The sequence below is a fragment of the Maribacter algarum (ex Zhang et al. 2020) genome, from assembly GCF_005885635.1.
Taxonomy (GTDB): Bacteria; Bacteroidota; Bacteroidia; order Flavobacteriales; family Flavobacteriaceae; genus Maribacter_C; species Maribacter_C algarum.
The window spans coordinates 439149-452368 of sequence record NZ_VATY01000001.1; the positions used below are offsets into that span (position 1 = coordinate 439149).

General features: G+C 37.3%; 9 protein-coding genes. 7 read left to right on the forward strand and 2 right to left on the reverse strand.

Annotated elements, in window-relative coordinates; genetic code table 11:
* The 6 genes from FEE95_RS01945 to FEE95_RS01970 all read left to right on the forward strand — a co-directional run bounded on the left by FEE95_RS01945 (position 1) and on the right by FEE95_RS01970 (position 7048).
* The gene (locus FEE95_RS01945; protein WP_138656143.1) at positions 1-906 is read left to right on the forward strand and encodes a PorP/SprF family type IX secretion system membrane protein; all 906 of its coding nucleotides are present in this window, start codon (positions 1-3) and stop codon (positions 904-906) included.
* Between the two features lie 387 nt (positions 907-1293).
* Entirely contained in the window at positions 1294-2301 is a 1008-nt protein-coding gene (locus FEE95_RS01950) for an NAD-dependent epimerase/dehydratase family protein (RefSeq protein WP_138656144.1), read from the forward strand.
* Positions 2298-3635, forward strand: a complete 1338-nt coding sequence (locus FEE95_RS01955) for an NAD(P)/FAD-dependent oxidoreductase (protein WP_138656145.1) — start codon at positions 2298-2300, stop codon at positions 3633-3635. The genes FEE95_RS01950 and FEE95_RS01955 overlap by 4 nt, the downstream gene beginning before the upstream one ends.
* On the forward strand, positions 3632-4603 hold the full coding sequence (locus FEE95_RS01960) for a polysaccharide deacetylase family protein (protein WP_138656146.1): 972 nt from the start codon (positions 3632-3634) through the stop codon (positions 4601-4603). Before FEE95_RS01955 ends, FEE95_RS01960 begins: the two co-directional genes overlap by 4 nt.
* A gap of 88 nt (positions 4604-4691) precedes the next feature.
* Complete coding sequence (locus FEE95_RS01965; RefSeq protein ID WP_138656147.1) at positions 4692-5774, forward strand: glycosyltransferase family 2 protein; 1083 nt, start codon at positions 4692-4694, stop codon at positions 5772-5774.
* Positions 5771-7048, forward strand: coding sequence for a hypothetical protein (locus FEE95_RS01970; RefSeq protein ID WP_138656148.1), 1278 nt, complete (start codon positions 5771-5773; stop codon positions 7046-7048). Before FEE95_RS01965 ends, FEE95_RS01970 begins: the two co-directional genes overlap by 4 nt.
* A gap of 128 nt (positions 7049-7176) precedes the next feature.
* Here FEE95_RS01970 and FEE95_RS01975 read toward each other — a convergent pair whose 3' ends face one another.
* Positions 7177-9864, reverse strand: coding sequence for a PKD domain-containing protein (locus FEE95_RS01975; protein ID WP_138656149.1), 2688 nt, complete (start codon positions 9862-9864; stop codon positions 7177-7179).
* 565 nt (positions 9865-10429) lie between these two features.
* On the opposite strand from FEE95_RS01975, the gene FEE95_RS01980 reads away from it, so the two are divergent.
* The gene (locus tag FEE95_RS01980; protein ID WP_138656150.1) at positions 10430-11611 is read left to right on the forward strand and encodes a glycosyltransferase; all 1182 of its coding nucleotides are present in this window, start codon (positions 10430-10432) and stop codon (positions 11609-11611) included.
* 50 nt (positions 11612-11661) lie between these two features.
* On the opposite strand, the gene FEE95_RS01985 is transcribed toward FEE95_RS01980, so the two are convergent.
* Positions 11662-12726 (reverse strand): heparin lyase I family protein, encoded by a 1065-nt coding sequence (locus tag FEE95_RS01985; RefSeq protein ID WP_138656151.1) that lies wholly within the window; start codon positions 12724-12726, stop codon positions 11662-11664.
* Positions 12727-13220 lie beyond the last annotated feature (494 nt).

Consider the following 13220-nt stretch of genomic DNA (forward strand, 5'->3'; position numbering starts at 1 on the left):
ATGAGTTTTCGCTTTTTTATTGTAGCAATTTTGCTAGGAGTCGCATGTTATGCCCAGCAGACTCCGGTTTTTTCAGAATATAATTACAATCCTTTTCTTATTAATTCCGCTCATGCAGGGGCTTTGCAAAATGCTGAAATTTCGTTGACGCATTCGGGGCTTTTTAGCACTATAGATGGTAGTCCAAAAAGTTCAAATGTTAGCTTTAGAACACCTTTAGCAAATAAGCAAATGGGTTTAGGTGGAGGATTCATTCATGATGAAATTGGCGTAACAACTACAACCTCAACTTTTGCCGCCTATTCGTATAGAATACCATTAAATTTGGACGATGAGCCCTACTGGAAAGTGCAAGAACCCACAGGTATTTCTTTTGGATTGACAATCGGGTTTCAAAAATATCAAGAGAACTTATTAGGTCTAGGTCTAGGCACGGATCCGCTATTATCTCAAAATATCAATGCTACTCTTCCCATGGTCGGTGCTGGGATTGTATTGAACTATGCTAAATTTTATATTGGATTATCTACTCCAAATTTGTTAGGAGATCGTTTTGCTTCCGAGGATAATCTGGATCTTCAAAGCCCATACTATGCCTATATTGGTTATCGTTTTTACTTTAGTCGCTTTGAAAATGTCTTATTGAAACCAAATGTGCTTTTGAAATACGAAAATGGAGCTCCGATTCAAGCAGATTTGAACCTATCCTTTACCATGAATTCAAAACTTGAATTTGGATTAGGGTATAGAACAAACTCATCCCTTAATATCCTTGCAGGTGTATATTTATTCGAAAGTCTCCGAATCATATATAGTTACAACGTAGCTTCAAAAAATCTAAGCTTTGGAAATACCCACGGTATTGTATTAAGTTATCGATTTAATCGTGGCTATTCTAGAAACTAAATCATTCTGGGGAAAAGTCGAAATACTAAAAATATAATCAACCATATTAGGTGCCATTGACCTCAGAAATTTCAAATTTCAAAAAGCTATTTCGCTTCATAATCAGAACTCAGTTAGTACATCTCATTTACCTTTCTTAAAGCCAAAATAACCGCTCATCGATAACTTTTACCCTTTAAAGAGTTTTTAAATACCCATTTGGCAATATCAGTATCTTTCACGTCTCATCGATTAAATGCAATAATCAATGAGCGGATTTTTACCAAATCCATTTTTTTAGAATCGAGAAGTGGCTTGATATTTATACCTTAAAAACCAGGCGCAGATATCACAGCATCGAGAACATTTTTTTGAATAGCGACCATACCAATATAACAAACCAAATAAATGAGTACAACACCAAATAAAGTACTAGTAACTGGCGTTGCAGGATTTTTAGGCTCGAACCTTTTGAGCAAACTCCTGAATGAAGGACACCATGTTGTGGGTATCGACAATCTTTCAATGGGGAGATTAGAAAACATTCAAGGTTCTTTAAATCATGAGAACTTTGTTTTTCTAGAGAATGACATCCTAGATAAAGACTTTGTAGAAAATCTGGATAACGATTTTGATGTAATCATCCATTTAGCGGCCTTTAAAATTCCTAGATATGGAAATGCCGTGGCTACCCTACAAATCAATTCCAAGGGAAGCGAGAATATGCTTGAATTCGCCCGTAAAACCAAAACTAAATTTGTTTTGGCGTCTACCTCAGATGTATATGGTATGAGCCCTGATATTCCTTTTAGAGAAGATGGCAACTGTGTCATCGGCGATTCAAAGGTACCGCGTTGGGCCTATGCTGTTTCAAAACTCTTTGACGAACATTTGGCACTCGCCTATATGGAAGATTACGATTTTCCGGTAGTAATGTTACGATTCTTTGGCTCTTACGGCCCAAACCAGCATCTTTCTTGGTGGGGCGGCCCACAATCGGTATTTATTGATTGTATCTTAAATAATAAAGTGATTCCTATTCATGGCGATGGAAAGCAAACAAGAACCTTTACTTTTGTAGATGACACTGTTGAAGGCATTTATGCGGCTGCCATGAAACCAGAGGCAAATGGTGAAATCTTCAACATTGGTGCGAATGAAGAGATTACGATTCTTGAGTTGGCAGAAATGCTCAACGACATAGCTGATGAAACCGTAAAGGCCGAAATACAGCTGATTCCATATAACGAAATCTCAAGTGGTAGAAAATATCAAGATGTGATGCGGCGCGTACCAGATACTTCAAAAGCTGAAAGAATTTTAGGTGTTAAGGCAAAAACTAAGATGAGGGAAGGTCTACGCCTAACTTATGAGTGGCAAAAACAGGTCACAATGGATAAAGTCGAAACTACATGAAAGTAGGTATTGTTGGCGGAGGTTTTATGGGGCTGGTATTGGCCCATGAAATTTCAAAAACAAATACCAAAGTAAAAGTGTTTGAAAGTGACTCGCAATTAGGAGGCCTGGCAACACACTATGATTTCGGTTCTTTCATATGGGACAAGTTCTATCATGTCATTTTACCGACAGATAATCATCTTATCAATCTTATCAATGACATAGGGCTTGAAGAAAGTTTGCAGTGGCGAAGGTCAATGACTGGGTACTACGTAAATAAAAAATTCTATTCCATAAGCAGTTCCAAAGAATTTTTGCTTTTCCCCGCTTTAAACATTTTCGATAAAATCAAACTGGCCTATACTATATTTTATGGTTCCAAAATTAAGGACCGTAAGAAACTCGAAGGGATTTCAGTAAGAGATTGGCTCGTAAAAATGGGTGGCGAAAAGACGTATGAGAAGTTTTGGTCTCCCCTATTAAAGGCAAAACTGGGAGACAACCATGACAGGGTATCCGCGGTTTTCATTTGGACCTATATCAAAAGATTATTTCAAGCACGAAGTTCAGCTGCTCAAAAAGAACATATGGGTTATGTATCAGGCGGATATAAAACCATCTTTGATAGCATACAACAACTGCTTAATGAAAAAGGTTCAGAAGCAATTACCAATGCTAGCATTGAACGAATTGAACCAAACCCACTGGGAGGAATAACACTTCATCACAACGGTGGTGAAGAGCATTTTGACAAGGTCATATTTACTGCTCCTTTGAACATATTGGAAAAAGTAAGTTCACCAGATCTTTTTATGCTTTCAAATAATAAAGAGGCTGTGGAGTATCTTGGGGTAATCTGCATGGCCCTAATAACCAAAGAACCCTTGACACCTTATTATGTATTGAATATCGCTGATAAAGAGGTGCCTTTCACTGGTGTTATAGGTATGAGTTCTTTGGTTGATTTAGAACAGACAGATGGGAGTTACATTACTTATTTTCCAAAATATATAACAGCTGATCATGACTATTGGTGTAAATCAAATGAAGAATTGGAGGCAATTTTCCTTGATGGCGTTCGACGTCTTTATCCGGAGTATGACATGAAAGCGGTTCAATCCGTTCATATGAACAAAGCATTTAAGGTACAGCCCCTACAAGTATTGAACTATTCGGACATTATCCCAAAAATAAAAACAAAACATTCAGACTTTTTTGTTTTGAACACCTCTCAGTTTGTTAATGACACCCTCAATAACAACTCTGTAGTGAATCATGTTCAAAGCTTTATGAATGATTTCAAAATAGAACTTTCATCAAAGCCAAAGACCAAAATTGAAAATACGTTATGAGTAAACCATTTTTAAGCCTTTCACTTGATATGGATAACCAATGGTCGTACATGAAAATTCATGGCGAAGAAGGTTGGGAAGAATATCCTTCATATCTCGATATTTTTGTGCCGCATGTGCTAAAAGTATTGGCTGATTTGGACTTGAAAATCACTTTTTTCATAGTAGGGCAAGATGCCGCTTTTGAAAGCAATCATAAGTATCTTAAGGCAATAGCCGATGCTGGTCATGACATTGCAAATCATTCCTTCAAACATGAAACTTGGCTACATCTTTACACCAAGGAAGAAATGAAAGAGGAAATAGATACAGCTCATGATATCATTGAAAAGGTTACAGGAAAAACGCCTAGCGGCTTTCGTGGCCCAGGCTTTAGTTGGAGTCGCACCTTATTGGAGGTTTTATCAGAAAAAAACTATAAGTATGACGCATCAACACTACCTACCGTAATTGGGCCGCTTGCCCGAGCCTATTACTTTAGTACGTCTAACCTTTCCAAAGAGGAAAAAGAAGACAGGAAAGAAATTTTTGGTAAATTTTCTGATGGCTTCCGAAAGCTAAAACCTTACTATTGGCAGTTAAAAAAGGAAAAGAAGTTGCTTGAACTGCCTGTAACAACAATGCCTCTTTTTCGAATACCATTTCACCTGAGCTATCTTTTATATTTAAGTAACATTTCTATTCATATCGCAATGTTGTATTTAAATATTGCCATCTTTCTTTGCAAAATAACACGGACTGAACCTAGTTTCTTGTTACATCCTTTGGATTTAATTGGTGGAGATCAAATTGAAAGCCTGGCCTTTTTTCCGGGAATGAATATCTCAAGCGATCGGAAAATATTTATTTTTAAGAAAGTAATGCGTAAACTGGCAAAACATTTTACCCTGGTAGATATGAATACCCACGTTGAGGCCATTGAAAGTAAAACTTCATTGAAATCAGTAGCAATAAGTAGTTTATCATAAGAAATAAAAAAACGGTGCCAATTTCTTTGTTTACCTAAATTGGTGAAACCGCCATATTAATTAATATTAACCGACCAAACCACCTTAAATGGTTGCAGAAAATCAAACCGTCACTTTAATCAAGCCTTTGGTTTCGATAATTATACCAGCGTATAATGAAGAGGCATTGATAGAGCAGAATGTCGGCCTGTTATATACTTATTTAGAAACGCTAGGTGATTCGTATCGTTGGGATATTTTAATTGTCAATGATGGTAGCAGTGACCAGACTGGTCCGATAGCCGATGCATTGGCTGAGAAGTATGATAACTTAAGGGTACTCCATCACATAACCAATAGAAATTTGGGAACAGCTTTACGTACTGGCTTCCAAAACACAAAGGGAGACTACGTTATTGTTCTTGATATTGATTTGAGTTATTCCCCCGATCATATTGAAAAGCTCTTATCAAAGGTGAAAGAGTGCGATGCTGATATGGTGATTGCCTCCCCCTATATGAAAGGTGGTAAAAATACAGCCGTTCCGCCCTTGCGTTTGTTTCTTAGCAAGACCGTTAATTTTATTATGCGTAAAGCATCAGGTTTAAATATCTGTACATTCACGGGTATGGTACGGATTTTTAAAGGTGAGTTTATACGATCGGTCAACACAAAATCAAGCACCTTTGATATCAATTCAGAACTCATTTTCAAAGCTCATATTTTGAGAGCAAGAGTAATCGAGATCCCTGCTCATTTAGACTGGTCGGCACAACGGGATTTAGGAAAAGTAAGAACCTCTGGAGTTCGAATTGTAAAAGGCATTTTCAATGGTTTGGTGAATAGTTTTATCTTTCGCCCTTACTTATTTTTCTGGCTGTTGGGTATATCTGTTTTTCTGATTTCGCTATACATTATTGTCTGGATTTTCATCAACACCTATTTACAGTACCCAATGACGGCTGAGCTAGCCCAAGGCTTTGAAAATAGATTTAGTCTAGCTGTATCTGAAGTATACCGACAGCGACCGTATTCTTTTGTTGTAGGTGGTGTAACCTTGATTATATCTATTCAAATTATGAGTTTAGGTTTTATATCGCTTCAAAAGAAGCGTTATTTTGATGAGTTGTTTCATTTGAATTCCGCTATTCTAAAAAAGAACCAGAGAGATTCAGAAAATATAGACTTATGAAACTTGCCAAAAAAATAGGCTTGAAACACCTAATACCTTTTTTACCCCTTCTTGCACTATATGTCGTTTTGATTTTGGTTTTTTCACCAGACCAACTCGTTGGCGACGAAGGTAGGTATATGTATTATGCCAATAATATTATAGAAGGATTTTATGCGGACACCTCTGATCCGTGGATAAGAAATGGCCCTGGGTATCCACTAGCAATTACGCTTCCGGTATTACTCAAGACACCTTTTCTGTTGATTCGGCTTTTGAATGTTGTTTTTTTGGCCATGGCCTTATTGCTATTTTACCAATTGCTTGCCATGTTTATCAAAACCCCAAGAATTGTCATAGCCATTTGTTATCTGCTGGGCTTATATCCTCCACTGGCCAGAAGTGTAACAGGAATACTATCCGAATCCTTTTCTATATTCTTGATGTGCGGGTTTTTATTTTTCTTTGTTAAACTTTGCACCCATCAATTTAAACAAGGCCGTAATTTATTCCTTTCAGGTCTTTTTCTCGGTGTTTTAGCTTTGACCAAAGTAATCTTTGGATATGTTATTTTATTGGGAATACTTGGATGTTTAGTGACATTTATTTTCAATACGTCCAAAAAAATCAAACTAAGTCTTTTCACCTTCATTCTAAGTTTTTTATTCTGTATTCCGTATTTAGCGTATACACAGCATGTAACTGGTAAAAAATTCTTATGGGGAACTCATAGCGGTGAAATGTTATATTGGAGATCTACCCCCTTTGAGAACGAGTATGGAGACTGGGTAAGTGCTGATATTATAACAGGAAAATCAGAATCGAATTACATTGACACGGAAAGCTTAGTTGCGAATCATGGGGAATTCATCAAATCTTTGGAACCCTATTCAGCAATTGAAAGAGACAGTATTTACAAAGAAAAAGCTATTGAAAATATTAAAAACCATCCTACTAAGTTTGCTAAAAATACAGTTGCCAGTGGATTTCGATTATTTTATAATTACCCGTATACCCATATGCCCCTAAAGGTATCCACCTATTTCTATTTATTGCCCAATACTTTTCTCATCGTATTTTTATTGATAACATCATTTTTGGTTTTTACCAATATAAAAGTTGTTCCATTTGAGATATACATATTAGGTTTTTTATCTATTGTTCTTATGGGAGGGTTGACCCTTTTGGATGGTCGAGTTCGGCATCTGCTTCCGATTATTCCGATTTTGATATTTTTAATTGCCTATACTTTAAATAGGTTCTTGCAGGTCAAAATCATAAATCGGGAGGCCTAAATCCTGAACTAGATTAACACAGTATACACTAATTATTCAATGCTAACTGAACTAGAATATTTTCTACAATTGTAGTAGCTTCTTTTAAAGCGAATCGTTAAATTCTTATACTACTTTCTTCATAGCCATTACCTCGGTGCTACGGTATTATATGCATTTTTACCGTAATCGCCATGCGTAGGTTTTCTCATGACTTGTCTTAGGTTACCAATTGAGGTATGTAATTCAGTGGTGCCGTTTGCCCTGGAATTATTGACCGCGGTACTATTTCTCCAATTAGCCTGATAAACACCTACCTTCCAATATCCCACTTCTTGCTCACTTCCAAATAAAACCCTTTGTTGCTTGTCATAAACCAATGCTCCATTTACCCATAGCCTGAATCTGCCACTGGAGGCATCACCCCAAACAATGTGCATAACTATATCGTAACTGCCCCCAGCAACAGGAACAACACCCGTCGCAGCAGTGTCAAGATTTGGCTGACTGACCGCGCTATTAACGACACAAAGCTCACCTGAAGCATTTCCCAGCCCTCCATGGTTTACGGGCAAGGGCTGTAAGCTAAGCATAGGTTGTGTATTACCTCTAGATGATTCTATTTTAAATTGGGTCATCACCCAAGGATTATTATCGGGCACATAATTAGAATCAAATTTAATATTGTATCCTATCCATTCCTCTGTGTTTGATGGAAGTACTGTATACGCATCGGTCCTTATCTCCTGTCTGTAGTCAAGCGAAGATGCATTTGCAATAAGATTAAAATGTAAACGACCACCTTGGACATAGGTACCTGAATCTTGATAATGGGCACTTCTGTATAAATTACCACCTGCAAAAGATTCTAAGGCATTTGTGTTAGCAACCTCTCCTGCTAAGTCGGTCCAACACCATTGCTTAAATCCTTCCGTGCTTCTTGGGGTTGATATTGTAGAACAAGAATTACTGACGACTATTTCTTCTTCCACCGTTATAGTAACTGCAGCCAAATCCGATAAGCCTTGTGCATCGTAAACAACTAAGTCTACGTTATAAACACCGGGGGTATTAAATGTATGGGAAGGATTGGCCAAATCAGAGATAGAACCATCTTTAAAGTTCCACTCATAGCGCTCAATAGCCTCATTATCTGTCGAATTGCTTCCTGTAAAATTCACCTGCAATGGTGCCGTACCTGAAGTTATGTTTGCAGATACAACTGCTACCGGTGCCTGATTTGGAGGGTCGCTTACAGTTATCGTAACGGAATCGGTATCAGTCAGACCTTTCTCGTCTTCAACCGTTAGTTCAACAACATACGTACCTGGAGTATTAAAAGTATGCGACGGGTTGGCTGAACTAGATGAAGAACCATCTTTGAAATTCCATGTATACTTGGTTACCGCTTCATCATCTGTTGAATCACTACCATTAAAGTTCACTTGTAATGGTGCTGTTCCCGAAGTAACATTTGCATTTGCCCTGGCAACTGGAGTTTCATTCTCTTTTTCATTTACGGTTATCGTTACGGTATCTGTTGAATTTAACCCTTCTGCATCAGTAACTTTGAGCGTGACGACGTAACTTCCTGGCTCAGAGAATGTATGAGTAGGGTTTGCTGAGGAGGCCGTATTCCCATTCTTGAAATCCCATTCGTAACTGGCTACCCCCTTGTCATCCGTCGATTTACTAGCACTAAAGTTTACTTCTAGAGGAACTATTCCAGAAGAAGGTGTCGCTTCTGCTACTGCTTTTGGGGCAGAATTTATTTCTTCTTCGGGAGTATCCTCTTCGGTAGGCTTGTCCTCGGTAGTGTCATCTTCCGTAGGATTATCCTCGGTTGTATCATCTTCCGCAGGATTATCGCCAGTAGTATCATCTCCAGTGGGAGTGTCCCCAGTAGTATCATCTTCGGTAGGATTGTCCTCAGTCGTATCGTCTTCCGTGGGACTGTCCTCAGTCGTATCATCTTCTGTAGGGTTGTCCTCTGTTGTGTCATCTTCCGTAGGACTGTCTTCAGTGCTATCGTCTTCTGTAGGACTATCTTCTGTTGTATCGTCGTCTGGCCCCACTAATTCCTGATTGTCATCTACTATAATTACTTCGGAGCTAGTAGGTGCATCATAAGTCACTATTAATTTTGGCCCTTTATTCGTTTTATTTTCCTTGGAAGCAAAAGCCAAATCATTTCCATCTTCATGTTCCAAGATTAAAGTGAAAATTTCGGGAAATAATTCAGTAACCTTTAATTCTATATCGATTTCTACCCCAACATGATATACTTGCTCTATTTTTCCCAACTCGGTAATAGTTTGGGGAGCGGACTTTTCAGAAAGCTTATCTTCAGTCCAATCACTTGAAGCCCCTTTAAAGGCCTTTATTATACCGTTACCATCATCGGCATTTATAATGAATTCAAGACGTGCAGATGTTATGCTTCCTCCGATGGAATCAATCGGGCTTAAATCAAACATCAGGTAGCTCCTTCGAAAATTTTCTTGTAACCTAACCAGTTCTTGATCAAAGCCAATTCCATTTTGGAGATAGGCATCGTTTATTGCAGGAAAAGTAGTTGTTCTGCTTTCGAGCTCTATTTCTTCTTCACTTACGTCATCAGTTTCTTCGACATCACTCTCATCTTGAATTTGATCTTCAGATTGATCCTCGTTTTCCTCTAGCGTACTACTATCTTCTTCGATAACGGGAACTTCCTCCTCGTTAAGAACAGCATCAAGAAATGTATCTCTGTCTTTATTACAAGAAATAACTAACAAAAACGATATAAAAATAAGGCATATGAAAGACCTAAATAGACGAGTGGGGCGTTTATTCATGTGGGATAAATTTGGGGTTTATCTTTACTTCGTTATAGCTACGCGACCATCTTATAAATAGCCGATGAACGACCCATTATTTCGATGAAATGCACTTTATTTTAACAATTACACTTGTTTAATACGTTTTTAGAGCAGGTTTAGTATGATTCTATTCATATTTTTTAGTGATATTAAAGTACTCTTTAGGTGCCTTGAAACAGCGACGAAATCTATTCATCAATAAAAAACCCTATTCTTGAGTAAGTAGTTTGGCGAAGAGATACCTTGTTACGTGGGCATTCTTCCAATTTCAGAAGTACGATGAAAAATTATATTCCATGAAAATCAATTGGGTACTCTCACGAGTTCGTCCTTTATTTTAACCTTTTCAAAGAATTTTAATGCAGTTACAGTTTTAAAATATAATCTTTGCTACTACTATGATTACACAATCCTAAATCGCAAGAAAAGTGTCTTAGTTATTGAAATTCAGGTTAAAAATAATGCCTGTATGGCCGATTAATGAAAACTTAATAGCACATCCAAAGCATTCATACCAATGAAGCGCAGGTGGAAAAATTGAATGAAAAGTACTATTTACATATATGGCAATTTAGATTTTTCAGGCAACTCCGCTGCAGCAAAACGAATGATGTATTATGCAAAAGCTTTAGCCGATGAAAAAAGAAAGGTCTATTTGCTTAGCTGTAGCCGTACTAAAATTTGCCCTGAAAATTTTATCGAGGTCGAAAATGGAATTCATCTACTTAAAAGTAAATCGTATACTACATCATCTTTTAGTTCTTTCTTATTTTTAAGACGACTGTACTCTTTTTCAAAATCGAAAGCCACTCCTGCTTCATTTATTTTATATCCGCAGGCCTATTTTTTCTTGGAATTATGGACCGTATTTTACTTGATATTCCTTAAACGACAGAAAGTCTTTTATGAATTCAATGAAGTTAAGAAACACTATATCTTTCTATACAAATCAAATTCAAGTTCAAAAATCAAGGCTTTCTTTAAAACCAATATTCATAAGGTTCTGTTTGTGATACTAGATTATTTGATGCGCTTTTACGAAGGTCTCATTTGTATTTCAACAAACATTCAAGCCTATGGTGAGCTTTATAATAAGAATACGATACGTATTCCGATTTTGACAAATCCTAGACTTAAAATTGAGCATTCAAATAAAGAATATGCAGACGCAGACAGTTTTAATATCGGGTTTTCAGGTTCTATTGTCCCAGGAAAAGAAAACCTAATAGAGTTTGTACAGGTAATAAATAAAGTTCAAGAGAAAGGGTTTGCCTTAAAATTCAATTTATGCGGAACGTTATCAGAAAAGAATTCTAAGCTGATGATAGATTCCTGCACTCAAGAAAACACCATAAACTATTATGGAAATCTAAATGAAACGGAGTTGTCTAATTTTCTAAAACAACAAGATTTACTAGTGGTTCCACGTGGTTATACCCTTCAAAATAAATATGGGTTTTCCACAAAACTTTCCGACTATCTCAATCACCTAAAAGTTATTCTAATTACTGACATCAGTGATAATGCCCTGTACATCAAAGATGGTGTAAACGGTTTCATAGTAGAACCAAACAGTCAAGAAATGATGTTCGAAAAACTAGTTTACATTATTGAAAATTTTGATGCTTTGAAAGAAGATATTATTGAGAATGCAATTAAAACTTCAAAAGAAAGTTTTGATTTTAGGTTATATAAAAGCGAACTTCAATCTTTTGTCAGTTGAATACTTTACATCGTGTTACTAACTGATTTCAATAATTTCTCCATGGGAGTCTATTCGGGAGAAACTTTATCATACGCATTTTGTCTATAATTCGTATCACTAGGCTTTCTTGTAATGATGCGCAAAGGGCCCATAAAGGTCTCAACTTCACTGACACCTTGAGCTGCAGAAGTTTGAACCCCTGTTTCACTACGCCAGGCATGTTTGTAGATTCCAAATTTAGAATTACCTCCAACTCGGGTCGAGCTGCGGACTGTTCTTGTTGTTTGTAGGTCAACTAATTTGTTGCCATTTAACCACACTTCAAGCAAACCGGTGTTTTCATCTCCCCAAATCACATGAAGCACCACGTCAACCGTCTCTCCTGCCGTTGGCACAATGTTGGTGCCATAAATTGAATTTTTCGAACCATCCTGTGAGGCGTTCACAACAACTATTTCACCGGTTTTATATGAGCTACCAGCTCTTCCGTCTATTTGCAATGAAAGCAATGGACTTGCCCCTAGGGTGCCTTCATGCGCTTGATAAAAAACCCAGTTATTGGTAGGGTCAGGAATATAATTATCACCAAAACCATAGCTAAAACCAATCCATTCCTCAGTTCCGGATGGGTGATCAACGTTCCAAGGCATTGTTCTGATTTCTGAGCGCATATTGAAATTTTCAGGACACCAGCTAGCGGGAGAAGGTTTGGTCGGATTAAGTACAAATCGCAAACGATTTCCTTCTTTATAAACTTGATTGGCATTGCATTGAATGTTCAACGCCAATTGGCCATTGCTGAAGCTATCTCTTCCTGTAGATGCTCCCGATGGAACATCAATATCTCCCCAACACCAGGTCTTTAGTCCTGAATCATTTGCCATGCCCCCAGAGGTTGCGCAATCACCTGTTTCAGCAACTCCTTCATCATCTGAATCTTCCTTGGAAATATTTTCTTCTTGTTCTTCATTGGTTGTACCATCCTGTTCAATCAACGAAACAGTTTCTTCTTTGACAGTCTTGGCACTCAAAGTATCAGCATCCTTACTACAAGAAAAGTTGAATAGAAAAATTGCGATAAAAGTGCAAATAAAGTGCATAGGTAATCGTGTTCGAAAAGCCTGTAAGTTCATAAGTAGTAGATTTGGGGTTAAAAGCTATAGATAGAGCTCTTACACTACGTACGTAACTTACAATGCGAATAGTCGGCTAAAAGTATTAAAATTAGATGAAATACAATGTCACGACCAAGTTTTCGATGAAATACGCGATTCTATCCGAATTTATGAACTGTACATCGGAGATTGAACAAAGCCAGTTTTGTAAAATGCTGGTTCTAAAGCTTATAAAACGGCAAGGAAAATCTATACTATTCTAAGACCATGGCCGGGAAATCTTGTCACTGCTTTTTTATAATCCCCCAAATCATACCGATTAAAAAAATAAAGCTACTTATGTCGTATTATTTAACATTTTGAACGAAGTATAGACAGTTTAAACCAATAAATCCATAATTTGGTCGTCCCTAAAAAGTCCCAAAAAATAATAACCAAAAACATCCTTAAATCGTTGATTATATGACGACTTTGATACAGCCAACACCTCATTCTGCAATGGATAACGGAAA